At 63.7% G+C, this 25,824-nt stretch carries 14 protein-coding genes; 7 read left to right on the plus strand and 7 right to left on the minus strand.

Annotated features, from left to right (window positions below; all coding sequences use genetic code 11):
- Nucleotides 1-32 precede the first annotated feature (32 nt).
- The 4 genes from CAF80_RS25795 to CAF80_RS25810 are packed head-to-tail and all read left to right on the plus strand — an operon-like array spanning nt 33 to nt 3,501.
- The gene (locus tag CAF80_RS25795; RefSeq protein ID WP_074687920.1) at nt 33-962 is read left to right on the plus strand and encodes a metal ABC transporter substrate-binding protein; all 930 of its coding nucleotides are present in this window, start codon (nt 33-35) and stop codon (nt 960-962) included.
- A complete protein-coding gene (locus CAF80_RS25800) occupies nt 959-1,702 on the plus strand; it encodes a metal ABC transporter ATP-binding protein (RefSeq protein ID WP_074687922.1) in 744 nt (247 codons plus the stop codon). Before CAF80_RS25795 ends, CAF80_RS25800 begins: the two co-directional genes overlap by 4 nt.
- On the plus strand, nt 1,702-2,601 hold the full coding sequence (locus CAF80_RS25805) for a metal ABC transporter permease (protein ID WP_064598224.1): 900 nt from the start codon (nt 1,702-1,704) through the stop codon (nt 2,599-2,601). Before CAF80_RS25800 ends, CAF80_RS25805 begins: the two co-directional genes overlap by 1 nt.
- Nucleotides 2,602-3,501, plus strand: a complete 900-nt coding sequence (locus CAF80_RS25810) for a metal ABC transporter solute-binding protein, Zn/Mn family (RefSeq protein WP_039770373.1) — start codon at nt 2,602-2,604, stop codon at nt 3,499-3,501.
- A gap of 184 nt (nt 3,502-3,685) precedes the next feature.
- Here the strand turns inward: CAF80_RS25810 and CAF80_RS25815 are convergent, their stop codons facing one another.
- From CAF80_RS25815 to CAF80_RS25835, 5 genes are all read right to left on the minus strand, one after another.
- The gene (locus CAF80_RS25815; RefSeq protein ID WP_038364139.1) at nt 3,686-3,910 is read right to left on the minus strand and encodes an MbtH family protein; all 225 of its coding nucleotides are present in this window, start codon (nt 3,908-3,910) and stop codon (nt 3,686-3,688) included.
- 82 nt (nt 3,911-3,992) lie between these two features.
- A complete protein-coding gene (locus tag CAF80_RS25820; RefSeq protein WP_074687924.1) occupies nt 3,993-5,405 on the minus strand; it encodes an aspartate aminotransferase family protein in 1,413 nt (470 codons plus the stop codon).
- Nucleotides 5,406-5,547: 142 nt separating this feature from the next.
- The gene (locus tag CAF80_RS25825; RefSeq protein WP_074687926.1) at nt 5,548-6,033 is read right to left on the minus strand and encodes a GNAT family N-acetyltransferase; all 486 of its coding nucleotides are present in this window, start codon (nt 6,031-6,033) and stop codon (nt 5,548-5,550) included.
- Nucleotides 6,034-6,140: 107 nt separating this feature from the next.
- Nucleotides 6,141-7,463 (minus strand): ATP-binding protein, encoded by a 1,323-nt coding sequence (locus tag CAF80_RS25830; RefSeq protein WP_085668148.1) that lies wholly within the window; start codon nt 7,461-7,463, stop codon nt 6,141-6,143.
- Nucleotides 7,463-8,143: a response regulator gene (locus CAF80_RS25835; RefSeq protein ID WP_085668147.1), complete on the minus strand. Its 681-nt coding sequence runs from the start codon at nt 8,141-8,143 to the stop codon at nt 7,463-7,465. Before CAF80_RS25835 ends, CAF80_RS25830 begins: the two co-directional genes overlap by 1 nt.
- Before the next feature lie 153 nt (nt 8,144-8,296).
- On the opposite strand from CAF80_RS25835, the gene dsbD reads away from it, so the two are divergent.
- The 3 genes from dsbD to dsbG are packed head-to-tail and all read left to right on the plus strand — an operon-like array spanning nt 8,297 to nt 11,645.
- Nucleotides 8,297-10,027 carry a protein-disulfide reductase DsbD gene (dsbD, locus tag CAF80_RS25840; RefSeq protein WP_085668146.1) on the plus strand — a complete coding sequence of 577 codons (1,731 nt, stop codon included), beginning with the start codon at nt 8,297-8,299 and terminating at the stop codon, nt 10,025-10,027.
- Complete coding sequence (locus CAF80_RS25845; protein ID WP_074687932.1) at nt 10,027-10,899, plus strand: TlpA disulfide reductase family protein; 873 nt, start codon at nt 10,027-10,029, stop codon at nt 10,897-10,899. Before dsbD ends, CAF80_RS25845 begins: the two co-directional genes overlap by 1 nt.
- A complete protein-coding gene (gene dsbG / locus CAF80_RS25850; protein WP_074687934.1) occupies nt 10,875-11,645 on the plus strand; it encodes a thiol:disulfide interchange protein DsbG in 771 nt (256 codons plus the stop codon). Before CAF80_RS25845 ends, dsbG begins: the two co-directional genes overlap by 25 nt.
- A gap of 31 nt (nt 11,646-11,676) precedes the next feature.
- Here the strand turns inward: dsbG and CAF80_RS25855 are convergent, their stop codons facing one another.
- Together CAF80_RS25855 and CAF80_RS25860 are read right to left on the minus strand one after the other, a co-directional pair.
- Nucleotides 11,677-12,489, minus strand: coding sequence for an alpha/beta fold hydrolase (locus CAF80_RS25855; RefSeq protein WP_074687936.1), 813 nt, complete (start codon nt 12,487-12,489; stop codon nt 11,677-11,679).
- A gap of 159 nt (nt 12,490-12,648) precedes the next feature.
- The gene (locus tag CAF80_RS25860) at nt 12,649-25,650 is read right to left on the minus strand and encodes a non-ribosomal peptide synthetase (RefSeq protein ID WP_085668145.1); all 13,002 of its coding nucleotides are present in this window, start codon (nt 25,648-25,650) and stop codon (nt 12,649-12,651) included.
- Nucleotides 25,651-25,824: the final 174 nt, after the last annotated feature.

The following is a 25,824-nucleotide window of genomic DNA, read 5'->3' on the forward strand; positions in this document are numbered from 1 at the left end:
CCTCGCCTTTACCGAGAGAAGACCGCTTGCCCATGCCTAGTTCATCTCAACGCCGTCCTTTCCTGCGCCTGCTGCTGATCGGTCTGTGCGCCTGCCTGCTGAGCCCGCTGGCCAGCGCCGATCATGCCAAGCGCCTGCGCATCGGCATCACCCTGCATCCGTATTACAGCTATGTGGCGAACATCGTCGGCGACAAGGCCGAGGTCGTGCCGCTGATTCCCGCCGGCTTCAACCCGCACGCCTACGAGCCGCGCGCCGAAGACATCAAGCGCATCAGCGGGCTGGATGTGATCGTGCTCAACGGCGTTGGCCATGACGACTTCGCCGATCGCATGATCGCCGCCAGCGAAACGCCGAACATCAAGACCATCGAAGCCAACGAAAACGTGCCGTTGCTGGCCGCCACCGGGGTTGCCGCGCGCGGTGCCGGCAAAGTGGTGAACCCGCACACCTTCCTTTCGATCAGCGCCTCGATTGCCCAGGTCAACAACATCGCCCGTGAGCTGGGCAAGCTCGACCCGGACAATGCCAAGGCTTACACCCAGAACGCCCGCGCCTACGGCAAACGCCTGCGGCAGATGCGCGCCGACGCCCTGGCCAAGCTGACCCAGGCGCCGAACGCCGAACTGCGAGTGGCCACGGTGCACGCCGCTTATGACTACCTGCTGCGTGAATTCGGCCTGGAAGTCACCGCGGTGGTCGAGCCGGCCCACGGCATCGAGCCAAGCCCGAGCCAGTTGAAGAAAACCATCGACCAACTGCGCGAGCTGGACGTGAAAGTGATCTTCTCCGAGATGGATTTCCCGTCCACCTACGTCGAAACCATCCAGCGTGAATCCGGTGTGAAGCTGTACCCGCTGTCGCACATTTCCTATGGCGAGTACACCGCCGACAAGTACGAAAAGGAAATGACCGGCAACCTCAACACCGTAGTGCGGGCGATTCAGGAGTCCGGCGCATGACGGCTCAGGAAAACCTCTCAATCACCCTTAACGGCCCGACCCTGGATTTCGCCGACGTCAGCCTGACTCTTGGGCGCACGACGATTCTGGACAAAGTCTCCTTCCAGGTGCAGCCCGGCAGCGTGCATGCGCTGGTCGGCCCCAACGGCGGCGGCAAGAGTTCGCTGATCAAGACCCTGCTCGGGCAGATGCCCCATCAGGGCCGGCTCAGTCTGCAATGGCCCGGCGAGCCCGGCACCATCGGTTACGTGCCGCAGGCGCTGGAATTCGATCGGGGCCTGCCGATGACCGTCGACGACTTCATGGCTGCCATGTGTCAGCGGCGCCCGGCCTTTCTCGGCCTGAGCAAACGCTACGCCGGCGCCATCGGTGATGCGCTGGAGCGGGTCGGCATGCAGGACAAGCGCAAGCGCCGGATGGGTGCGCTGTCCGGTGGCGAACGCCAGCGGGTACTGCTTGCCCAAGGCCTGATTCCGGCGCCGCAATTGCTGGTGCTGGATGAACCGATGTCGGCCCTCGACGAAGCCGGGATCCAGGTGTTCGAACGTTTGCTCGGTGACTGGCGTGCGGCGGGCATCACCGTGCTGTGGATCGAGCACGATCTAGAAGCGGTCGGGCGTCTGGCCAATCGCGTCACCGGCCTCAACCGCCGGGTGCTGTTCGACGCCACGCCGCAACAGGCCCTGACTCCGGAGCGCCTGCTGACCCTGTTCTCGACCCATCCACGGAGCGCTGCCTGATGAGTTACGAAGCCTTTCGTTTGACGGTGCAAGGCTGGGCCTCATCCGGTTACCTGCCGGAAGCCCTGGCCTATGGATTTGTGGTCAATGCCTTGCTCGCCGGTCTGCTGATCGGCCCGGTACTGGGTGGCCTCGGCACGCTGGTGGTGGTCAAGCGCTTCGCGTTTTTCTCCGAGGCGGTCGGCCACGCGGCACTGACCGGGGTGGCCATCGGCATTCTGCTCGGCGAACCCTACACCGGGCCTTACGGCAGCCTGTTCGGCTACTGCCTGTTGTTCGGGATTTTGCTCAATTACCTGCGCAACCGTACCGGGCTGGCCCCGGACACATTGATTGGCGTATTCCTGTCGGTGTCTCTCGCTCTGGGTGCCAGCCTGCTGCTGATTCTGGCAGGCAAGATCAACGTGCACATTCTGGAAAACGTGCTGTTCGGCTCGGTGCTGACGGTCAACGGTAACGACCTGCTGGTGCTGGCGATTGTCGGTTCACTGGTCATGGCGCTGGCCCTACCGCTGTACAACCGGATCATGCTGGCCAGCTTCAACCCGCAACTGGCGGCGGTGCGCGGTGTCGCGGTGAAAACCCTGGATTACCTGTTCGTGATTCTGGTGACGCTGATCACCGTTGCCGCCGTGAAAGTCATCGGCGCGATTCTGGTCGGTGCGCTGCTGGTGATTCCGGCGGCGGCGGCTCGTTTGCTCAGCCAGTCGCTCAAGGGCTTTTTCTGGTGTTCGGTGCTGATCGCCACGGTCAGCACGCTGTGCGGGATTCTTGCGCCGATCGTGTTCGACCTGCCGATTCCGTCCGGCGCCGCGATCATTCTGGTCGCCGGTATCGCCTTCGCCCTCGCCGCAATTGCCCGGGGCGTCGTCCCCAGTCTGAAAGGGAACCTTGGATAAATGGCTTTTTCATTACGACAACTTGCTCTGGCCATCGCCCTAAGCGGCGTGGTTTCGAGCCCTCTGCTGGCTTCCGAGAAACCATTGCGGGTGCTGGCCTCGCTGCCGATCACTTATGGTCTGGGCGAAGTCCTGATCAAAGGCACCGACATCAGCCTCGAACGCGCAGCACCGGCCAACCTGCCAGGCAGCCGCCAGACCGCCTACTTCACCGGTCGCGGCGCCCCGGCGCTGAGCAAACTGGCCACTGGCGCCGATGCCGTGATCGGCGTGCGCTCGCTGTGGGCCGATGACCCGCTGTATCCGATCGCCCGCCGCAGCAACATCCGCATCGTCGAAGTCGATGCTGCCCGCCCGGTGGACGGCGCCCTGCCCGGCATTGCCGTGCAACCGGGGCTCAAGGTCGACGGCCTGAACAGTCAGCCGTGGCTGGCGAGCAACAACATGGGGCGTATGGCTGACGTGATGGCGGCGGATCTGGTGCGCCTGGCACCGAAGGACAAACCGAAGATCGAGGCCAATCTGGCGGCGCTGAAACAGCGTCTGCTGAAACTCAGTGCCGACAGCGAAGCGCGTCTGGCCCGTGCCGACAACCTGAGCGTGATGAGCCTGAGCGATCACTTCGGTTACCTGATCGGCAGCCTCAATCTGGAGTTGATCGGACAGGACGCTCGACCGGATGCAGAATGGACGCCGGAGGAGCTGAAAAAACTGACCGCGACTTTGAAAGACAACGACGTAGCAGTGGTGCTGCACCATCGCCAGCCTTCGGATGCGGTGAAAGCGGCGATTGCCGAATCGGGCAGTCAACTGCTGGTGCTCAGCACCGATGCAGCGGATCCGGTGGCAGAGCTGGAAGGCAATGTGGATGTGCTGCTCAAGGGCTTGAGCGGCGCCTGAGGTTCAGTGATCGTTCCCACGCTCTGCGTGGGAATGCCTCATTGGACGCTCCGCGTCCGCTTCGGAAGGGACGCGGAGCGTCCCGGCCTGCATTCCCACGCAGAGCGTGGGAACGATCGAATGCCGGACATGAAAAAACCCGCTGACTGATTCCAGTCCAGCGGGTTTCTTTTTGTCCGGCGCCTTACTGGGCAGCCGCTTGCGCTTCCATCTTCTGGCGCAGGCTCAGAGGACGCATGTCGGTCCAGACTTCTTCGATGTAGGCCAGACATTCCTTCTTCAGGCCGCTCTTGCCAACGGTGCGCCAGCCTTGCGGCACGGCCTTGTAGTCCGGCCAGATCGAGTACTGCTCTTCGTGGTTGACCACGACTTGAAAGAGGATGTCCTCGCGGTCGAATACTGACGTCATGCTGTGTCTCCATCGCTGTAAGGGTGGGCTGCACGACGGTGCAGCCGGGTATGTAGAAAGAACGTTCGACGCGGCGAAAAATTTACAGGCCGGCGGTCGCGGCGCTCAACGCACGGCCGAAGATCTCGGCGACGCGGTCGATTTCCGCGGCGGTGATCACCAGCGGCGGCAGGAATCGCACCACCGCACCATGCCGCCCGCCCAGCTCCAGAATCAGCCCACGCTTGAGACATTCGCGCTGAACCAGCGGCGCCAGACGTGCGAAGGTCGGTGGATGCCCCAGCGCATCCGGTGCGCCGTTCGGATCGACCAGTTCGACACCGAGCATCAGGCCACGACCACGAATGTCGCCCAGTTGCGGGAAATCGCGCTGCAAAATGCGCAGGTGTTCGCTCAGGCGTTCGCCCATGGCGGCAACGTGTTCGCAGACCTTGTGCTCGACCAGGTAACGCATCACCGCGGAGCCGGCGGCCATCGCCATCTGGTTGCCACGGAACGTACCGGCGTGAGCGCCCGGTTGCCAGGTGTCGAGCCAGTCGCGATAAACCACCACGGCCAGCGGCAGGCTGCCGCCAATGGCCTTGGACAGCACCACCACATCCGGCGTGATGCCGGCGTGTTCGAAGGCAAACATCTTGCCGGTGCGGGCGAAACCGCTCTGGATTTCGTCGACGATCAGTGCAACACCGGCCTTTTCGGTGATGCGGCGCAAACCACGCAGCCACTCGATGTCCGCCGGGATCACGCCGCCCTCGCCCTGCACCGCTTCGACGATCACCGCTGCCGGCAATTGCACGCCAGCCTCTGGATCATTGAGCAGGTTTTCCAGGTAGCTCAGGTTGGCTTTCACACCGGCCGCGCCACCGAGGCCGAACGGGCAACGGTAGTCGTAAGGGAACGGCATGAATTGCACGCCGTTGCTGAGCAATGCGCCCAACGGTTTTTTCGGCCCCAGGCTGCCCATCAGGCTCAAGGCGCCCTGGCTCATGCCGTGGTAACCGCCGGAGAACGACAGCACGGTGCTGCGCCCGGTGGCGGTGCGCACCAGTTTCAGCGCGGCTTCCACGGCGTCGGTGCCGGTCGGGCCGCAGAACTGGATTTTCGCTTCCTTGGCCAATGCCGGAGGCAGCAGGCCGAACAGGTCCTGCACGAACTGGTCTTTCACCGGCGTGGTCAGATCCAGGGTGTGCAGTGGCAACTCATCGGCCAGTACCTGCTGAATGGCCTCGATCACTACCGGATGGTTATGCCCCAGCGCGAGGGTGCCGGCGCCGGCCAGGCAATCGATGAAGCTGCGGCCCTCGACGTCTTCGACGTACAGGCCTTTGGCGCGCTTGAGCGCCAGGGGAATCCGGCGCGGGTAGCTGCGAGCATTGGATTCCTGCTGGCTCTGACGGGCCAGCAACGGCGACTCATTGAACTGATACAGCGTTTCAGCCGACGCGGAGGCGATCCGGGCCGACGGCTCTTCGATAAGGCTGGTGGCGACTGACATCTTTCGACCCCTCAATACGCTATGGATAGTGACCAAAACTGCACACCGGGCAGGTGCGCGTTCCGGTCGCGGGGCGCACATGCAGGTTTTCCTGTTCTGGAAACGCACCAGCGTGTCGAGGATTTACACCCTTGATCGAATGTCAGGCCGACAATGCCAGCGCCTTGTGCATCGGCAGGGCCAAAATGCCGTGATGTGCAAAGGGAGACGCCGCTTCGCGATAACCCAGACGCCGATAGAACGCCTCGCCGGTTCGCGTGCTGGCGAGCCTGACGCGAGGCTGGCCACGAATTCTCAACCAGCCTTCGAGATCGCCCATCAATGCGCGACCCGCACCGCGACGAAACCACTCCGGCTGCACATGACAGAACGTGATCTCGCCATTGGCCGCGGCCATGCCGACGCCGACCGGTTTGTCCTGCAACAGCGCAATATTCAGATAATGACGGGGATCGGCGAGCCACGCGCTGATGTGCTCCGCCGATTGTCGGCGGACCCAGCGATCGACCAGTTGTGGATCGTTGCGATGGTCAAGCGCGCAACCGACGCGGATCGAGCGTTCGAGAATCCGGCTGATGACGCCGGCGTCGGCAAGAGTGGCGGGACAGATGTGGATGGGTGCTTCCATGGCGCTGTTTCCCTCAATCCATTGAGTCAAAGGCTGGGGCGACAATACCGTCGCGGCCGGCGGATGACTAATGGAGAGAGGTTACATTTGATGTGCCCGGCAAACTGTCAGACCGGTTGCAGCGGCATGGTCAGCTCGACCCGCAAACCATCCGGACGGCTGTCGAAATGCAGGGTGCAGGCGCAGCGCTGAACGATCGCCTGGACAATCGCCAGCCCCAGTCCGCAGCCGGTGCTCTGGCCGTTGCGCCAGAAGCGTTGGGTCAGGTGTTGCAGATCGTCCGGGGCAATCCCCGGCCCATGGTCGCGCACCACGAAACGCACGCGATTGGCGGTAGTTTCCAGGCTCAGATCCACCGCGCCGTCCGTCGGCGTATGACGCAGGGCATTGTCCAGCAGATTGCGCAGGGCCGCGATCGACAGCACCGCCGGCATTTGCAGTGGAGCTTCGGACAAACGCTCGGGCAGGTGCAGTCTTATCCGCTGGCGCTGGTCGCCGGCCGAGTCCTGGATCGCCAGTTTCGCTACCTGCTCGGCGCTGCACTGCACACCGTCGTCGAACGACAGACTGCCTTCGACCCGCGCCAGCAACAGTAACTGCTCAAGGGTCCGATGCAGGCGGTCGGCACCCTCCTCGGCCCGGGCCAGAGACTGATCGCGGGCGCTGCCATCGGTCATGCGCGCCACTTGCAGGTGGGTCTTGATCGCCGTCAGCGGGCTGCGCAGTTCGTGGGCGGCATCGCCGGTCAGGCGACGCTCGCGCTCGATGGTCTTGCCGATGCGGTGGAACAGCTGATTCTGGGTTTCCAGCAGCGGTTTCAGTTCGCTGGGGAATGACTGCAACTGCAACGGCTCCAGCGAGTCGGCATTGCGGCGCATCAAGGCTTCGCGCAAGCGATTCAACGGTGCCAGACCCTGACCGATCCCCAGCCACAACAGGCACAGGCAGCCAAGCAACGCCACGCCGACCGGCACCGAGGCCGCCAGCAGAATCGACATGTTCAGGGCTTCACGCTCGATCACCCGGTCGGCGGTGGTGATCCGCACATCGCCCCGAGCCAGGGTGAAGCTGCGCCATGGGGCACCGTCGATCATTTGATCGTGGAAGCCCATTTTCTGGGCTTCCAGCGCCTGTTCCGGGTTGTTGTGGCTGCGTGCGAGGATTTCCCCGCGCAGCGAGCTGACCTGACAGGCCATGCCGCCGGGAATGTTCAACTGCTCGGCGCTGAAATGAGTGCCCTCGCCTTTGCTCGGGACAGCCGGCAATTGTTCCAGCAACCCGGCGACCATCCGCGCCGACGCCACCAGGCGCTGGTCGAGGGAAAACATCATCTGGTTGCGCAGGTCGCTGAGCATCCAGGCGGCCGCCAATGCCCAGATCAGCGCGAATGCGGCGCCGAGGGTCAGGCTCAGGCGCAGGCGCAGGCTCATCACTTGTCGGGTTCTCCGCCATCGGCCGGGCCCAGGCGATAGCCCAGACCGCGTACGGTTTCGACGATGCCTTTGCCCAGCTTGCTGCGCAGGTGATGGATGTGCACGTTGAGCGCGTTGCTCTCCAGTTCATCGTTGAAACCATAGACGCTGTCCTTCAACTGCTCGGTGGACAGCACCCGGCCACGGTTGTGCAGCAAGGCTTGCAACAACGACTGCTCGCGCCGCGACAGATCCACCGGACGCCCCGCCAGGGTGGTTTCGCGACTGCTCGGATCGTAAGTCAGCGCGCCGTGTTCGATCAGATTGACGCTGCGTCCGGCCACCCGGCGCAGCAGGGTTTGCAGGCGGGCGAACAACTCGCGCAGGTCGAATGGCTTGAGCAGGTAGTCGTCGGCACCGGACTGCAGACCGTCGACACGGTCGGTGACCGAATCACGCGCCGTCAGGATCAGCACCGGAATCTCCAGGCCTTGCTGACGCAGTTGTTGCAGCAACTTGAGGCCATCTTCGTCCGGCAGGCCGAGATCGAGCACCATCACGTCGAATTCGGCAACCTTGAGGATCGCCCGTGCCTTGGAGGCGGTGTTGACGTACTCGACGGTCAGGCCCTGCGCCGTCAGCCCGGCGACGATCCCGCTGGCGATCAACTCATCGTCTTCGCAAACCAGTACGTGCATGGTGAGTCCCGTGGAAAAGTGCTGATTAGGCCGCTGGCCGATTAAGCCGACATTATGCCCCGAACGCCACCGCGACAAGGGCGTCGCGGTTAATCATCGGTTAATCGCCGCCGCCCATTGTGCCCCTCAATTGCACAGGGACAAGGCTCCTCCATGCGTCATTTTTTGCTGTTTTTTGCACTGTTGATTTCGAGTCTGGCCCAGGCAGGGAATGATCCTTTTGCGTCAAAACCGGAGTTTTTGCCGGTCGACAAGGCGTTCGTGCTGACCTCGGAGCGTCTGGATTCCGGCGAGACCCAGCTGTTCTGGCAAATCGCCGATGGCTATTACCTGTATCAGAAGCGTCTGAAATTCGACGGGCTGGCGACGGAAAGCGTCCCGGCCCTGCCCGAAGGCGAGTCCCACAGCGACGAGTATTTCGGCGAGCAACCGGTTTATCGTCAGGGTCTGGAACTGAAGATTCCCGCAGCCGCCACGGGCCAGATAAAGGTCAGCTATCAGGGCTGCGCCGACGCGGGTCTTTGCTATCCCCCGCAGACCCGAGTGATCGACCTCGGCGGCAAAGCCGCAGCAACGACAGATGAGGCGCCGGATCAGGCACTGGCCAGCGGTCTGCAACAGCATTCGCTGGGCTGGAGTCTGCTGGTGTTCTTCGGTCTCGGTCTGCTGCTGGCGTTTGCGCCGTGCTCGTTGCCGATGCTGCCGATTCTGGCGGGCATGGTCGTGGGCAGCGGCGCCACGCCGCGTCGCGGTTTCGCGCTGGCCGGCAGTTATGTGGTTTGCATGGCTTTGGTGTATGCGGCGATGGGCGTCATTGCCGCGCTGCTGGGTGCCAACCTGCAGGCGTGGTTGCAGAACCCGTGGCTGCTCGGGACGTTCGCGGCAGTGTTTGTGGTTCTGGCGCTGCCGATGTTCGGCTTCTTCGAACTGCAATTGCCGGTGGCCCTGCGAGATCGACTGGAACACGCCTCGCGCAGCCAGCGCGGCGGCAGCCTGATCGGCGCCGGCGTATTGGGCGCGCTGTCCGGTCTGCTGGTCGGCCCGTGCATGACCGCGCCGCTGGCCGGCGCCCTGCTCTACATCGCGCAAAGTGGCAACGCGCTGCACGGCGGTCTGATCCTGTTTGCTCTGGGCATCGGCATCGGCGTCCCGCTGTTGTTGCTGGTGACGGTCGGCAATCGCTTCCTGCCCAAGCCCGGCGCGTGGATGAACCTGCTCAAGGGCGTGTTCGGTTTCCTGTTCCTTGCCACCGCGCTGCTGATGCTGCGCCCGGTGCTGGATCCGTCGCTGTGGCTGGGTCTGTGCGGCGCGCTGCTGTTGATCGCCGCTTACAGTGCCTGGAAACAGTCCGAGGGCTTTGGTCGCGTGGCGCAACTGTTCGGTGCCGGTTCGCTGTTGCTGGGCCTGTGGGGCAGTCTGCTGGTGGTCGGGGCGGCGGGTGGCAGTGACGATCCGTATCAGCCGTTGCAGGTGTACAGCGCCGGCCGCGTCGGATCTGCGGCGCCCAGCGGCCACGAAGCCTTCACGACGATCAAGGATCCCGCTGCCCTGCAGCGCGAGCTCGACGCCGCCAAAGCGCAAGGCCAGTGGGTGTTGCTCGATTACTACGCCGACTGGTGCACGTCGTGCAAAATCATGGAGAAACAGGTGTTCGGCCAGGCACGGGTGATGCAGGCCCTGAGCGATGTGCGCTTGCTACGGCTCGACGTCACCGCCGACAATGCCGCCAGCCGCGAACTGCTCGGCCGTTATAAAGTGCCGGGGCCACCGAGTTTCGTGTGGATCGGCGCCGACGGTGAAGAGCGCCGCAGCCAGCGCATCACCGGCGAGGTCGATGCCGATACTTTCCTGCAACGCTGGACCACCACCCGAGACGCCCGTTAATGCTGACCTTCACCCTCGGCACCTTTGCCATCGCCCTCAACCACCTGCTGCTGATCAGCGCGCTGGCGCTGGCGACCTTCGTCGGCTGGCGGGTGGCCAAGCGCGGCGGTGACAACCCCGAGTCGGCGCTGTTCAGCCTGTTTCTGCTCGGCATGCTGGCGGCGCGCATTGCGTTTGTCGCTGTGTACTGGGGCCACTATCGCAACGATCTGTGGCAGATCATCGACCTGCGCGACGGCGGTTTTCTCGCCTGGCCGGGGGTGATCGTGCTGTTGCTCGCGGCACTCTATCGCGGCTGGCGCCGGCCGGGTTTGCGTCGACCGCTGGGTTTCGGTGTGGTCAGCGGTGTGGCGTTCTGGGTGCTGGCGACCCTGTCGCTGAATATCTACGAGCAAGGCACGCGCCTGCCGGACATCACTCTGCGCAACGCCGCCGGGGAAACCGTGAAACTCACCGACTATCAGGGCGGGCCGCTGGTGATCAATCTGTGGGCCACCTGGTGTCCGCCGTGCCGCCGGGAAATGCCGGTGCTGGAAAACGCCCAGCAACAACGCCCGGACCTGACATTCCTGTTCGTCAACCAGGCCGAAAGCATGCAAAGCGTCGCCACGTTTCTCGAAACCCAGGGTTTGAGCCTGAACAACGTGCTGTTCGACCGCAGCGGACGCCTCGGCCAGGCCGTGGGCTCCATGGCCCTGCCGACTACGCTGTTCTATAGCCCGGACGGTCGCCTGCTGGGCAGCCATTTGGGCGAATTGTCCAACGCCAGCCTGGCCCGTGCTCTGGAAAGCTTCGACACCCCGGCATCCAGCCTGAATCCGGCCACCTCTTCTTCAAGGAAACTGCCATGCCCCGCCTCCGCCACCTGCTGACGCTGACCCTGGGCGCCGCCCTGCTGCACTTGCCGTCGGTCCAGGCTGCTGAAGAACTGCCTGAAGCGATCAAGAAGATCGAAGCCAAGGGCGCCAGGATCGTCGGCCAGTTCGACGCGCCGGACGGCTTGCGCGGTTACGCCGCGCAATACCAGAACCGCGGTATGGCGCTGTACCTGACGCCGGACGGCAAGCACGTGCTGCTGGGCAACCTGTACGACGCCGACGGCAACGACTTGAGCAGCGCGCCACTGCAAAAACTGGTCTACGCGCCGATGGCCAAGGAAATCTGGGCCAAGTTCGAAGCGAGCAACTGGATTCAGGACGGCGACAAGGATGCCCCGCGCACCGTGTACCTGTTCAGCGACCCGAACTGCCCGTACTGCAACATGTTCTGGGAACAGGCCCGCCCATGGGTCAAGGCCGGCAAGGTGCAGCTGCGACACATCATGGTCGGCATCATCCGCGAAGACAGCCCGGCCAAAGCCGCCGCCCTGCTCGCCGCCAAGGATCCGAGCAAAGCCCTGGAAGATCACGAGAAGGCCGGCAAGGCCAGCACCCTCAAGGCCTTGAAGGACATTCCGGTCGCCGTGCAGACCAGACTCGCGGCGAACATGCAGTTGATGGAAGACCTGGACTTGCAGGCCACCCCGGCGATCTTCTACATGGACGACAAAAGCGAGCTGCAACAGCAGCAAGGTGCACCGACGCCGGACAAGCTGGCGAAGATTCTCGGCCCGAAATAAAAAACGCCCACGCAATGCGTGGGCGTTTTCGTTACTTCAGCTCAGTCAGAAACTTCAGCAGCGTGTCGGTCACGAACGACGGATTCTCCAGATTGGAGATATGCCCCGCCTCCGGCACCAGCACACACGGACAGCCAATCAGCTCAGCCATTTCCCGTGCTTCCGACGGCGGACGTGGTTTGTCCTGATCGCCACAGACCACCAGCGTGGTCGCCGCATTCAGCTCGCCCAGACGCGGCAACAGATCGTCACGGCCAAAGGTGATGCGCCCCATCGGCACGATGCTGTCGCGCAGGCGTTCGGCGGAATAGCCGGCGAGTTTTGCGCGGAAATCCTGATACAGCGCCGACGCCCGATCGATGCCCGGGCGGAAGAAGATCGGCACCACGATATCCAGCAGTTGCTCGGAGATCCCGCCGCTTTCCTCGATCTGTTTGAACAGCGAGAAATAGTACTGACGGGTCGGCTCCGGCTCGACGCCGACGTAAGTGTCCATCAGCACCAGACCGTTGAGCCGCTGCGGCGCCGACAGTGCCAGGCGCACACCCCACATGCCGCCAACCGACAGCCCGACCAGGGTCACCCGGTCGATGTCCAGATGATCGAGCAACGCCTGTGCCTGACGGGCGATGTCGTCCAGCGAAGCGGTGCCTTGCGGCAAACGACCGGATTCACCATGGCCCCACAGATCCAGGGCAATCACCCGGTAGTTCGCCGACAGTGCAGCAATCTGCGGGGCCCACATGGCCTGGTCCCACAGGTAGCTGCCAGCCAGCAGCACCGCCGGGCCCGTGCCTTGATCAATGTAGTGAAGCGCCTGTCCGTCAACTTCGAAGAAAGCCATCGATCACCCCCGCGACAAAAAAAGAGAACCGGCAGACTGGGCTGCCGGATCTCGATCGTCAACTATACAAACGTACATCCATGCACAGACGCAATTGCGTTGAACGCACCGACGCCATCGCTGGCAAGCCAGCGATGAGGCCGGTACAGACGCTGAAAACTACAAGCCTTCCAGCTCTGCCATCAGGTCATTGAGACGATCAACCTTCTCCTCGGTAATGTCGCTGGCCGCCAGTCCTTCGATGTACCCGGCCAGTTCCTCCACGGTGCTGCACTCGAACATCGCTCGCAGCGGCACATCCCGCTGCAAGGCTTTCTGCACCCGCGAGGCAATCTGCGTGGCCAGCAACGAGTGGCCACCGAGTTCGAAGAAGTTGTCGCGTACCCCGACCTTCTCGACCTTCAGCACCTCGGCCCAGATATCGGCCAGGGTGTGTTCCAGTTCGCTGCGCGGCGCCAGGTAATCCTGGCTCTGCAACTGGCCGATCTCCAGCGCCGGCAGGGCCTTGCGATCGAGTTTGCCGTTGGCGTTGAGCGGCAACCGGTCGAGCCACAACCAGTGCAGCGGCACCATGTATTCCGGCAGTTCGGCGCGCAGGCGCTGCTTGATCCGCTCCAGGCGTTCGCTCTGATTCAGTGCGGAATCCGCGGCCACCAGGTAGCCGACCAGATGCTTACCATTGACGCCTTCCTGCACGCCAACCGCGCCGTCACGGACTTCCGGTTGCTCGTGCAGACGCGCCTCGATTTCACCCAGTTCGATCCGGTAACCGCGGATCTTCACTTGATGGTCGACCCGACCGACGTACTCCAGCACCCCGTCACTGCGACGACGCGCCAGGTCGCCGGTGCGGTACAGACGCTCGCCCGGCGCACCGAACGGATTCGGCACAAACACCGGCGCGGTGCGCAGCGGATCGCTGACATAACCACGACCGACCCCGGTGCCCGCCACGCACAACTCACCCACCGCACCCAGCGGCACCAGCTCCAGCGCGCCATCGAGCAGGTACAGCAAATTGTTGTCGGTCGGCGTACCGATCGGCAGGTAACTGCCGCGAGTCGAGGCCAGGTCGACACGGAAGAACGCCACGTCGTCCGAGCACTCCGCCGGGCCATAGGCGTTGACCAGACCTATCTCCGGATAACGCAGCAGCCATTGGTGCGCCAGTTCCGGCGGCATTGCTTCACCGGTCGGCAACATCCAGCGCAGCCCGTCGAGGCTCAGACGATCCGAAGCGAGCATGCCCTGGATCAGCGACGGTACGCTTTCCAGCACGGTGATGCCCTGCTGTTGCACATGCACCAGCAAGCCTTGCGGATCGTGGGCGATGGTGTTCGGCACGATGTCCACCCGCGCCCCGAACAGCGGCGCGGCGAGGAATTGCCAGACCGAAATGTCGAAGCTTTGCGAAGCGGTCTGGGCGATCACATCGGCGTCACTCAGGTTCAGGTACGGCACCTTGCTCAACTGGTTGTTGAGCATGCCGCGCTGTTCGACCATCACGCCTTTCGGCAACCCGGTGGAGCCCGAGGTGTAGATCACGTAGGCCAGATTGTCCGGGCCGCTGAAGAGGCCCGGATTCGCCGACGATACCGCACCGGCCTGAACCTCTTCCCACACCAGCAAGCGTGGGCGGTTGGCGCAGCTGAACTCATCCAGCAAGGTCGTCGCCTGTTCACGGCAAGCCTCGGTGCACACCAAAACAGGAGTGCGACTGAGCTCGATAATGCGTTGCAGACGCTGGCTCGGCAGGCCCGGATCCAGCGGCAGGTAACCGGCACCGGCCTTGAAGCTGCCGATGATCATGCCCAGCAGATCGAGATTACGTTCGCCCAGCAGCGCCACCGGTTGATCCATCTGCACCCCGGCCGCGACCAGTGCATGACCGAGACGGTTGGCGTTCCGGTTCAGCTCGGCATAGCTCAGTTGCTGATCGAGGCAACTGGCGGCGATGCGTTGCGGATGCGCGGCGACCTGGGCTTCGAACAGCTCGACGTAGCTCTGCTCCAGCGGATAGTCGTGCTCACTCTGGTTGCAGCCGTGGAGCAGGAAGTCCTGTTCCTCATGGCCCAGCAGCGGCAGGTCGGCCATGTCGCCATGGAAGCCATCGACCAGCGCCAGCAACAGACGCTTGAACTCAGCGAGCATGCGCTCGATGGTCGACTCGTCGAAGTAACGCTGGTCGTAGGACAGATGCAGACCGAGGTCATCACCCGGATAGCAAACGGCGGTCAGCGGGAAGTTGGTGTGGGTACGGCCCGAGTCCGAGGTCGCGTTGAGGCTCTGCGCACGGTCCAGCACCGAGACTTCCACCGGGGCGTTTTCGAACACGAACAGGCTGTCGAACAGCGGCTGGCCTTTCGGCAGTTCGCTCTGCTCCTGAATGTTCACCAGCGGCAGGTATTCGTACTCGCGCAGTTGCATGTTGCTGTCGAGCAGACCGCTCAACCACTGGCGCACGCTGACACGCTGATCGTCCGCCGGGATCTGCACCCGCAGCGCGATGCTGTTGATGAACAGGCCGACGGTGCGTTGCATCTCCGGCATCTCCACCGGGCGTCCGGCCACGGTCACGCCGAACAGCACGTCGCGATCACCGCTCATGCGGCGCAGCACCAGTGCCCACGCCGCCTGGGCGAAGGTGTTGATGGTCAGTTGATGGGCCTGGGCCAGCTCACGCAGACGGGCGCCGTCCTCGACATTCAGTCGGGTGTAGCGGTCACCGACGATCATGCCGCCGCTTTCGCCGGCGTGTTCACGCAGGAACGGACGGTCGCTCGGGATCGGCGTGGTGCGCTCGAACCCTTGCAGGTTCTGCTGCCACCACTGACGCGCTTCGGCCAGGCTCTGGCGTTGCAGCCAGCCGATGTAATCGCGATAACGCGGCGGCACCGCCAATTGTGCTTCGCGACCTTCGCCGAGGGCCGTGTAGATCTCGAAGAAATCGTTCATCAGCAGCGAGCGGCACCAGGCATCGATGAGGATGTGGTGGTTGCTCATCATGAACCAGTAACGCGCCGCGCCGACCTTGATCAGACGCAGGTGGAACGGTGCCTGATTGAGCAGATCGAACCCGGCCTCGCGCTCGGCCTTGAGCAGCGCTTGCAGTTTCGGCTCTTGCTCGGCGTCAGCGATGGCGCTCCAGTCCAGGTACTCGATCGGCGTGCGCCCCGGCGTATGAATCACTTGCAGCATGTCTTCGCCGACGTTCCAGCAGAACGAGGCACGGAGCGCTTCGTGACGGGCGACCACCGCTTGCCACGCCTGGGCGAAACGCTCGGGATCGAGTTCGCTGTTGATCCGGTAGCGATCCTGCATGTAGTACAGACCGGTGCCCGGCTCGAGCAAGGTGTGCAACAGCATGCCTTCTTGCATCGGCGTCAGCGGGTACACGTCTTCAATGTGCGCCGCCGGCACCGGCAGTGCGTCAAGTTGCGCCTGGGTCAGTTTCGCCAGCGGGAAGTCCGACGGCGTCAGGCCACCGGCCTCGTCCTGCAGGCAATGTTCGATCAGGCTCTGCAACTCGCCGACGTAGGCATCGGCCAGCTCGTTGATGGTCTGCGCGTCGTAGCGTTCGGCGCTGAAGGTCCAGCGCAGCAGCAGTTCCCCGCCATACACCTGACTGTCGACACTCAACTCGTTCGGCAACGGTGCGTGCGGATCGTGGGCGGCGCCGACCGACTCATCCAGTGGCCGGAACAGCGCGTCGCTGCCGAAACTCTGGTCGAACTGGCCGAGGTAGTTGAAGGTAATCGGTGCGTTCGGCAACGCCGCCATGCTTTGACGGCTGGCGTCATCGGCGAGATAACTCAGTACGCCATAACCGAGGCCTTTGTGCGGAACGGCGCGCAGTTGCTCCTTGATCGCCTTGATCGAAGCGCCCTGCCCCGCAGCCTCTTCGATATTGTGCGGGGTCAGGCGCAGCGGATAGGCGCTGGTGAACCAGCCGACGGTGCGGGTCAGGTCGATCTCGTCGAACAGGGCTTCGCGGCCGTGGCCTTCCAGTTGAATCAGCGCCGACGGCTGCCCGCTCCAGCGGCACAGCACGCGGGCCAGCGCGGTCAGCAACAGGTCGTTGACCTGCGTGCGATAGGCGCTCGGTGCCTGTTGCAGCAGTTGCTTAGTGCGCTCGGCATCCAGACGCACGCTGACGGTTTGCGCATGCCGATTCTCGCGACCGCCCTCAGGACGTTCGCACGGCAAATCGGCGCTCGGGCCGGCCAGTTGCGCTTGCCACCAGCTCAGTTCTTCACGCAGGGATTCGCTGCCGGCGTAAGCCTGCAAGCGCGCCGCCCAGTCCTTGAAGGCGCTGGTTTTGGCCGGCAGTTTCACCGACTGATCGGCGTCGAGCTGGCGATACACGGTTTGCAGATCGTCGAGCAGCACCCGCCACGACACACCGTCGACGACCAGGTGATGGATCGCGATGAACAGTCGTTGCTGAGCGTCCGGCCCATCGACCAGCACGGCACGCAGCAGCGGGCCCTGGGCAAGGTCGAGGCTGCGCTGGGCATCGGCGAACAGCGCGGCGCACTTGTCCATCGACGGCACGCGAACCTGCCACAGCACGGCAGCATCGGTCACCGGTTGATGGGTCGCTTGCCATGCGCCGTTGACCTCGCTGAAGCGCAGACGCAGGGCGTCATGCTGCTCGATCACCGCCAGCAACGCTTGCTCCAGACGATGAGGTTCCAGCGCCACCGTCGGCTCCAGCAGCAACGCCTGGTTCCAGTGCTGACGCTCGGGAATCTCGGTGTCGAAGAACCAGTGCTGGATCGGGGTCAGACGCGATTCGCCCGTCACCAGACCTTGCTCGGCGGTCACGGCTTCACTGCGGCTGGCAACAGCGGCCAGGGTCTGCACGGTCTGGTGCTGGAACAAGTCGCGCGGGCTGAAGTGAATGCCCTGCTGGCGCGCGCGGCTGACCACTTGAATCGACAGGATCGAGTCGCCGCCCAGCTCGAAGAAATTGTCGTTGAGACCGACCTGCTCGACGTTGAGCACCTCGCACCAGATCTGCGCCAGGGTCTGCTCCAGCTCGTTGCTCGGCGCCACGTAATCCTGACGATTGAGCTCCGGGTCCGGCGCCGGCAAGGCGCGGCGGTCGAGCTTGCCGTTGGCGGTCAGCGGCATGCTCGCCAGCAGAATCAGATGGGTCGGCACCATGTAGTCCGGCAGTTGAGTCTTCAGGTGCGCCTTCAGCGCATCGCGCAGTTCGGCTTGCTCGGCTTCGCTTCGCGAAGCGACCTCGGTCACGAGATAGCCGACCAGTTGCTTGCCGCTCGGCGCATCCAGCGCCAGCACCACCGCTTCGCGGATCGAATCGTGATCGAGCAGGCGGGTTTCGATCTCGCCCAGCTCGATGCGGAAACCACGGATCTTCACCTGATGGTCGATCCGCCCGAGGTATTCCACCAGACCATCGGCGCGCTGGCGCACCAGGTCGCCGGTGCGGTACATGCGCCCGCCATCGACGGCAAACGGGTCAGCGACGAAACGTTCGGCAGTGATGCCCGCACGCTCGTGATACCCCACCGCCAGACCGGCGCCGCCGACGAACAATTCACCGGTCGCACCTTGCGGCACCAGCGCCAGATCGGCGTCGAGAATGTAGGCCACGCGATCACCGATCACGCTGCCGATCGGCACACTGCCGGCGCCCTCTTCCAGCACTTCCGGCGCAAGGCTGGCCAGCGGCATGACCACGGTTTCGGTCGGGCCGTAAGCGTTGAAGAACAGACTCGGCTTGAACGCTGCGCGAATCCGTTGCAGGTGTTCGCCAGTCAGTGCTTCGCCGCCGGTGATGATCATCCGCACCGGCAAAACCTCGTTTTGCGTCGCGAGGAACTGCGCCAACTGGCTGCCGTAGCTCGGGGTGAAACCGAGAATATTGATCCGGTGTTCACGGATCAGGCCGCAGATTTCTTCCGCGTCCCACTGGCCTTGCGCACGCAGCACCACCTGCGCACCGCTGAGCAGTGGCACCAGCAGACGCTCGGTAGCGGCGTCGAAGTTGATCGAATAGAAGTGCAGTTCGCAGTCGTCCGGACGCATGCCGAAGCGTTCGATCACCGCCTGGCAATGCATGGCGATTTCACCGTGGGACACCACCACGCCTTTCGGCTTGCCAGTGGAACCCGAGGTGTAGATCAGGTACGCCTGATGCTGCGGCAAGCTCATGAACGGAAGTTCGGTGGCCGGGTAATCGGCCAGCGCGGCGCTGTCATCCTCCAGGCACCAGCGCGCCACGTTCGCCGGCAGTTTGCCGAGGGCTTTGAACATCGCCCGGTCGCTGAGCAGCAGGCCGACGCCGCTGTCTTCGATCATGTAATGCAAACGGTCGAGCGGGTACTCCGGGTCCAGCGGCACGTAGGCGCCGCCGGCCTTGAGGATCGCCAGCAGGCCGACGACCATTTCCAGCGAACGCTCCAGCGCCAGACCGACCCGCACTTGCGGGCCGACACCGCGCTCACGCAGGGCCCAGGCCAGGCGATTGGCGCGAGCGTCGAGTTCGGCGTAGCTGAGGGTCTGCCCGGCGAAAGTCAGGGCCGGCGCATCTTTGCGCGCCAGCGCCTGCTCGGCGAACAGATGATGAATGCACTGGTCGAGACGACGCTCGCCCGGCTCGACACCAAGGCTGTCGAGCAATTGCTGTTGCTCAGGCGCATCAAGCAACGGCAGTTCGCTGAGACGCTGCTGCGGGTCAGCGATCAGCGCTTCCAGCAGGTTGCGCCAGTGCTTGGCCATGCGCGCAATCGTCGGCTCGTCGAACAAGTCAGTGCTGTAGGTCAGGCAGCAACCAAGGCGATGGTCGAGGTCGGTGACTTCCAGGTTGAGGTCAAACTTGGTCGCCCGCGCATCGTTGGCAAGGTACTCGACGGTCATGCCGGCGAGCATGCGGCTCTGCTGGAACTCCCAGCGCTGCACGTTGCACATCACCTGGAACAACGGGTTGTACGCGGCACTGCGCGGTGGCTGCAACGCTTCAACCAGATGGTCGAACGGCAGGTCCTGATGGGACTGACCTTCGATCACGGTGTGGCGCACCTGCTCGAACAATTCGCCGACCGACATCTGGCCGTCGAGCTGGCAACGCAGCACCTGCGTGTTGAGGAACGCACCGATCAAGCCTTCGCTTTCCGGGCGGATACGGTTGGCCACCGGCGCGCCGATGCGCAGATCGGTCTGGCCGCTGTAGCGGTAAAGCAGTGTGGCGAGGGCGGCGGTCATGGTCATGAACAGGGTCAGACCGTTCTGCGCGTTGAACGCGCGAACCCGCGCGGCAAGATCGTCGCTAAGGTCGAAACGGAACAACTCGCCCTGGTGACTTTGCACTGGCGGACGCGGACGGTCGCCCGGCAGTTCCAGCAGCGGATGTTCGCGGCCCAGTTGTGCGGTCCAGTAGTCGAGCTGACGCTGACGCTCACCGGATTCCAGCCAGTGGCGCTGCCACACGCTGTAGTCGAGGTACTGCACCGGCAACGGTTCCAGCGGCGATTCGCGGTCGTCGACGAACGCTTCGTACAGTGCGCTGAGTTCACGGGCGAAGATGTCCATCGCCCAGCCTTCGGTGACGATGTGGTGCAGGGTCAGGACGAAGTAATGCTCCTGCTCGGCGGTCTTGACCAGGCAGGCGCGCAGCAGCGGACCGGTTTCCAGATCGAACGGCAGGTGCGCTTCGTCGTCGGCCAGTTGCTGGACTTTCTGCTCGCGCACATCGGCGGCGAGTTTCGAGAAATCCTTCCAGCCCATGCGCACGCCGGTCTCGGCATGCACTTGCTGACGGGCCACGCCATCGACGCTCGGGAACGTGGTACGCAGGGTTTCGTGACGCAGGATCAACGCTTGCAATGCTGCCTCGAAACGCCCGACATCCAGCACGCCACGCAGGCGCGCCATGCCGCCGACGTTGTACGCCGGGCTGTCCGGTTCCATCTGCCAGAGGAACCACATGCGCTGCTGCGAGTAGGACAGCGGCACCGGTTGGCTGCGATCAACCTTGTTGATCGGCGGCTGTTTGTTGGTGCGACCGCTGGCCTGGATCTGGCGGATCTGCTCGGCAAAATCACCGAGCTCGCTGTGTTCGAACAAGGCACGCAACGGCAGCTCGACGTCACAGGCCTGACGGGTGCGGGAGATGATTTGCGTGGCCAGCAGCGAGTGACCGCCGAGGGCGAAGAAGTCGTCGCGCAGGCCGACCTGCTTCAGGCCGAGCACTTCGCGCCAGATCGCGGCGATCTGTTGCTCCAACTCGGAGACCGGCTCGACGTGTTCGCGCACCTGCCATTGCGGCTCGGGCAAGGCGCGGCGGTCGAGTTTGCCGCTCGGGCTCAGGGGCATTGCGTCGAGACGCATCAGTTGCGCCGGGACCATGTATTCCGGCAGCTCGGCGGCCAGTGCGGTTTTCAGGCGAGCGATTTGCCCGTCCTGATCTTCACTGGCGTCGGTGGCGGTGAAGTAACCGATCAGTTGCGGGCCAGCGACGGTTTCGCGCACCAGCACGGCGACCTGCGCCACGCCGTCCTTAGCCAGCAGACGGGCTTCGATTTCTTCCGGCTCGACGCGGAAACCACGCAGTTTGACCTGCTGATCGAGACGGCCGAGGTATTCGATCACACCATCATTCGTCCAGCGTGCGCGGTCACCGGTGCGGTACAGACGCGCGCCCTGCTCGCCCAGCGGATCGACCACGAAACGCTCGGCCGTCAGCGCCGGACGGCCGAGGTAACCACGAGCCAGACCGATGCCGCTGATGCACAGTTCACCCGGCACACCGGCCGGCACTGGATTGAGATCGCTGTCGAGCACCCGGCAAACGACGTTGCCCAGCGGACGGCCAATCGGCGAACGCTCGCCATCCGCCACGCTGCAATGCCAGTGGGTGACGTTGATCGCGGTTTCGGTCGGGCCGTAACGATTGTGCAGCTGCACCGCCGGCAGTTGCGCCAACACGCGGTTGCGCAGTTCCGCCGGCAGCGCTTCACCGCCGGAGAACACGCGGCGCAGGCTGGTGCATTCGGCACTCAACGGTTCGTCGATGAACAGCGAAAGCAGCGGCGGCACGAAGTGCAGCGTGGTCACGCCGTACTGCTGAACCAATTGCGCAATGCGATGCGGATCGCGGTGTTCGCCGGGGCCGGCGATCAGCAGGCGCGCACCGGTGATCAGCGGCCAGAAGCATTCCCACACCGACACGTCGAAACTGATCGGCGCCTTTTGCATCAGCACATCGGTTTCATTCAGGCGATAAGTGTTCTGCATCCATTGCAGACGCTCGGCCAACGCCGCATGCGTGTTGCCCACACCTTTTGGCTGGCCGGTGGAGCCGGATGTGTAAATCACGTAGGCGAGATTGTCGCCGTGCAGGTGCAGGCCCGGTGCCTGGCTCGGCCAGTTCTCCAGGTGCAGGGTGTCCATGGCGATCACGCTGACGCCTTCGCTGGCCGGCAAGCGGTCGAGCAATGCCGTCTGGGTCAGCAGCAGTTCGACGCCGCTGTCGCTGAGCATGTAGGCCAGACGCTCGGCCGGGTAATCCGGGTCCAGCGGCACGTAGGCGCCACCAGCCTTGATGATCGCCAGCAGGCCGATCAGCAGTTGCGGCGAACGCTCGGCGGCGATGGCCACGCACACGTCCGGGCCGACGCCCTTGTCGCGCAGGTAATGGGCGAGACGGTTGGCCTGGGCTTGCAGTTCGGCGAAGTCCAGGCTGCCGCCGTCCCACACCAATGCCGTGCGTTCCGGGGTCTGACGGGCCTGTTCATTCAGTAGCTCCGGCAGCCATTGTTGCGCCGGGGTGCACGGAGCGATGCTCCATTCGCTTTGCTGAGTATTTTCGGCGGCGGTCAGCAGTTGCAGATCGCCGATGGATTGTTGCGGACGTTCGCAGACAGCACGCAGCAGGTTGCTGAAATGCTCGGCGAGGCGCTCGATGGTTGCGGCGTCGAACAGCTCATCGGCATAGTCGAAGGACAGCGTCAGCCGACCGTTACGGTCTTCTTCACTGTGCAGTTGCAGATCGAACTTGGCCTCGCGGCTGTGCCACGACAGTTCTTCGGCGAGCAGGCCCGGTAGACGTTTGAGCGCACTCAGGTCGCGTTGCTGGTGGTTGAACATGACCTGGAACAGGCCTTGTTCGCGGGCCTGCGGGAAGGCTTCGAGCAGTTGTTCGAACGGCAGGTCCTGATTCGCCTGAGCGCCGAGTACCGCCTGACGGGTTTGCGCCAGCAGTTCGGTGAACGGCAGTCGTGAATCGACGTCGGCACGCAGCACCTGAGTGTTGATGAAGAAGCCGATCAGGCCCTGGGTTTCCAGACGCGGACGGTTGGCGTTGGGCACACCGATGCGGATGTCGCGCTGGCCGCTGTAGCGATGCAACAGGCTTTGGAAAGCCGAGAGCAGCAGCATGAACGGTGTGGATTGATAGGCCTGGGCCGTCTGGCGAATGGCGTCGCTGAGGCTGATCTCCAGACGAACGCTGTGGCGTGCGGCGCTGTGAATTTGTTTGGCAGAACGCGGAAGGTCGGTCGCCAGTTCCAGAGTCGGATGCTCATCGCCCAACTGCGCTTTCCAGTACGCCAGTTGCCGCTCGCCCTCGCCTTGCGCCAGCCATTGGCGCTGCCAGCTACCGTAGTCGGCGTATTGGGTTGGCAGCGGCGCCAGTTCCGCGCGCTGGCCTTGGGACGCGGCGGCGTACAGACGCGAGAACTCGTCGATCAGCACGTTCAGCGACCAGCCGTCGGCGATGATGTGGTGCAGGGTCACCAGCAACTGGTGATCTTCGTCTTCGAGGCGCACCAGCGTCACCCACAGCAGCGGGCCCTTCTCCAGGTCGAATTGGGTGCGGGCTTCGTCCTCGCGGATCTGTAGTGCGCGGGCTTCACGTTCGGCGACGGGCAGGTCGCTGATGTCGATCAGTTGCAGGTTGAATTCGCCCGCTGCTTCAACCTGTTGCAGGGCCACGCCGTCGCGTTCGAAGAAGCGCGTGCGCAGGGATTCGTGGCGTTCGATCAGTTGCTGGAAACTGGCGCGCAATGCGTCTTCGTCCAGTTCACCACGCAGACGCAAGGCGCCGGGAATGTTGTAGGCGCTGCTGTGCGGGTCGAGCTGCCAAGTGATCCACAGACGGTTTTGTGCCAGGGATTGCGGCAAGGCTTCGTTGCGCGACAACGCGGTGATTTCGCCTTGGGCGCTGCCGCCGTCCTGTTGCTGTTGCGCCACGGCGGCGGCGAACGAAGACAGGGTCGGGGCTTCGAACAGCAGACGCAGATTGAGCTCCAGGCTCAGCTCTTCGCGGACCTTGGCGATCACCTGAGCGGCGGCGATCGAGTTGCCGCCGAGCAGGAAGAAATGATCGTCGGCGTTGACCTGTTTGACGTTGAGTTGCTCGGCCCAGACTTTGCCGATCAACGCTTCCAGTTCGGAGGCGGACGCGGTCGAGTCCTGAGCGGTTTCAGCAGTGGCTGAGGGGAATACGGCGTAGCTGTCGAGGCTGCCATCAGCCAGACGATTGCGGCAGGCCGAACGTTGCAGCTTGCCGCTGGAAGTTTTCGGCAACGCGCCCGGATTGAGCAGCACAACCACGCTCGGTGCTTCCTGATACGCCTCGGCCACGGCCTGGCGAATGGCTTTGATCAGCGCTTCAGGCGGGAGGATTTTCTGCACGCTGCGGCTGATTTCCGCCGCGATGCCGATGCCCTCCTCGCCATTCTGATTGACCGCGAACGCCGCGACACGGCCCTTGCGCACCACCTCCACTTCGTTCTCGACCGTCTTTTCGAGGTCCTGCGGATAGAGATTGTGGCCGCGCACGATCAGCATGTCTTTCAGGCGACCGGTGATGAACAGTTCACCGTCGCGAATGAAGCCCAGGTCACCGGTGCGCAGCCAGGTCTGGCCCGCGTGCTGGACGAAGGTCTTGGCCGTCGCCTCGGGGTTGCGCCAGTAGCCGAGGGCGATGCTCGGGCCGGCAGCCCAGACTTCACCCACGGCGTTGTCGGCCAGTTCTTCAAGGGTGTTCGGCTCGACAATCAGCACCGCATGTTCCGGCTGGCTGATGCCGCAGCTCATTATCGGGCTGCCCTCGCCCGGCTCGGCACGGTTCTGCGCCAGGGCTTGATCGTCGACGCGCAACGCCGGAATCCCTGTGCCGCGCGGTGTGCCGGCGACGAACAGGGTCGCTTCCGCCAGACCGTAGGACGCCATGAAACTGCTTTCGCTGAAACCGCACGCGGTGAATTTCTCGGCGAAGCGTTCGAGGGTGTCGAGCCGGATCGGCTCGGAGCCGGAATAGGCCACGCGCCAGCGGCTCAGGTCGAGGCGTTCCAGCGCCGATTCGCTGACCCGCTCGCTGCACAGACGGTAAGCGAAGTCCGGGCCGCCGCTGATGGTGCCGCCGTATTGGCTGATCGCTTCAAGCCAGCGCAACGGCCGGCCGAGAAAGTACGCCGGCGACATCAGGATGCACGGCACGCCACTGAAGATCGGTTGCAGCAGACCGCCGATCAGGCCCATGTCGTGGTACAGCGGCAGCCAGCTGACGATCACGTCGTCGGGGTTTACGTCGATACCGAAACCGTGGCGGATCAGCAGTTCGTTGGCCACCAGATTGCCGTGGCTGACCTGCACGCCTTTGGGCAGCGCGGTGGAGCCGGAGGTGTATTGCAGGAAAGCAATATGGTCTGTCGGCAGGGCCGGCTCGACCCAACGCTCGGCCAGCGAAGCGTCGAGGGTATCGACGCACAACAGCGGCGGCGCGCCTTCGATTTGCTGCAGGGCGTCGCGCAGGTCGGCGCTGGTCAGCAGCAGACGCGGTTCGGCGTCGGCGATGATCGACAGCAGGCGTTCCTGATGGTGACGCTTGGCCGATTCCGGCGGATAGGCCGGCACCGCGATCACACCCGCGTACAGGCAACCGAAGAACGCCGCGACGTAATCCGGACCGCTCGGGAACAGCAATACCGCGCGATCACCGAATCCGGCCTCGGTCTGCAACGCGGCGGCGATGGCGCGTGCGCGTTGATCGAGTTCGCGATAACTGAGCACCACAGCCTGCTCCTCGGTTTCAGCGAGAAAGCGCAGGGCCAGCCGATCCGGCGTCAGGGCCGCACGGCGCTGAAGGGCTTGGACCAGGGTGCTGGGGAGTTCGAACGCGTCGGTCATGAGGTTTCCTGCCTGAATTCGGCTTGCTGGTGGAATCGGGTTGGCTGCGGCATGCCCGTGCAAGGCATGCGGGACACGGTCTTCGCCGACCGTGCACGGCATTGGAATGCGGTAGGTCCGGGGCTGCGTACCCGGATCCATTCACCAATGAGAACGGATGACGTCTTGAAATAA

This window comes from Pseudomonas sp. B34(2017) (assembly GCF_002112915.1).
Classification (GTDB): Bacteria; Pseudomonadota; Gammaproteobacteria; order Pseudomonadales; family Pseudomonadaceae; genus Aquipseudomonas; species Aquipseudomonas pharyngis.

What these genes read in the sequence shown, in the direction of transcription:
- CAF80_RS25855 (WP_074687936.1), bottom strand. Translation starts at nt 12,489, where the DNA reads ATGGCTTTCTTCGAAGTTGACGGACAGGCGCTTCACTACATTGATCAA.
- CAF80_RS25860 (WP_085668145.1), bottom strand. Translation starts at nt 25,650, where the DNA reads ATGACCGACGCGTTCGAACTCCCCAGCACCCTGGTCCAAGCCCTTCAG.
- CAF80_RS25795 (WP_074687920.1), top strand. Translation starts at nt 33, where the DNA reads ATGCCTAGTTCATCTCAACGCCGTCCTTTCCTGCGCCTGCTGCTGATC.
- dsbD (WP_085668146.1), top strand. Translation starts at nt 8,297, where the DNA reads ATGCGTCATTTTTTGCTGTTTTTTGCACTGTTGATTTCGAGTCTGGCC.
- CAF80_RS25835 (WP_085668147.1), bottom strand. Translation starts at nt 8,143, where the DNA reads ATGCACGTACTGGTTTGCGAAGACGATGAGTTGATCGCCAGCGGGATC.
- CAF80_RS25810 (WP_039770373.1), top strand. Translation starts at nt 2,602, where the DNA reads ATGGCTTTTTCATTACGACAACTTGCTCTGGCCATCGCCCTAAGCGGC.
- CAF80_RS25845 (WP_074687932.1), top strand. Translation starts at nt 10,027, where the DNA reads ATGCTGACCTTCACCCTCGGCACCTTTGCCATCGCCCTCAACCACCTG.
- CAF80_RS25830 (WP_085668148.1), bottom strand. Translation starts at nt 7,463, where the DNA reads ATGAGCCTGCGCCTGCGCCTGAGCCTGACCCTCGGCGCCGCATTCGCG.
- CAF80_RS25825 (WP_074687926.1), bottom strand. Translation starts at nt 6,033, where the DNA reads ATGGAAGCACCCATCCACATCTGTCCCGCCACTCTTGCCGACGCCGGC.
- CAF80_RS25805 (WP_064598224.1), top strand. Translation starts at nt 1,702, where the DNA reads ATGAGTTACGAAGCCTTTCGTTTGACGGTGCAAGGCTGGGCCTCATCC.
- dsbG (WP_074687934.1), top strand. Translation starts at nt 10,875, where the DNA reads ATGCCCCGCCTCCGCCACCTGCTGACGCTGACCCTGGGCGCCGCCCTG.
- CAF80_RS25820 (WP_074687924.1), bottom strand. Translation starts at nt 5,405, where the DNA reads ATGTCAGTCGCCACCAGCCTTATCGAAGAGCCGTCGGCCCGGATCGCC.
- CAF80_RS25800 (WP_074687922.1), top strand. Translation starts at nt 959, where the DNA reads ATGACGGCTCAGGAAAACCTCTCAATCACCCTTAACGGCCCGACCCTG.
- CAF80_RS25815 (WP_038364139.1), bottom strand. Translation starts at nt 3,910, where the DNA reads ATGACGTCAGTATTCGACCGCGAGGACATCCTCTTTCAAGTCGTGGTC.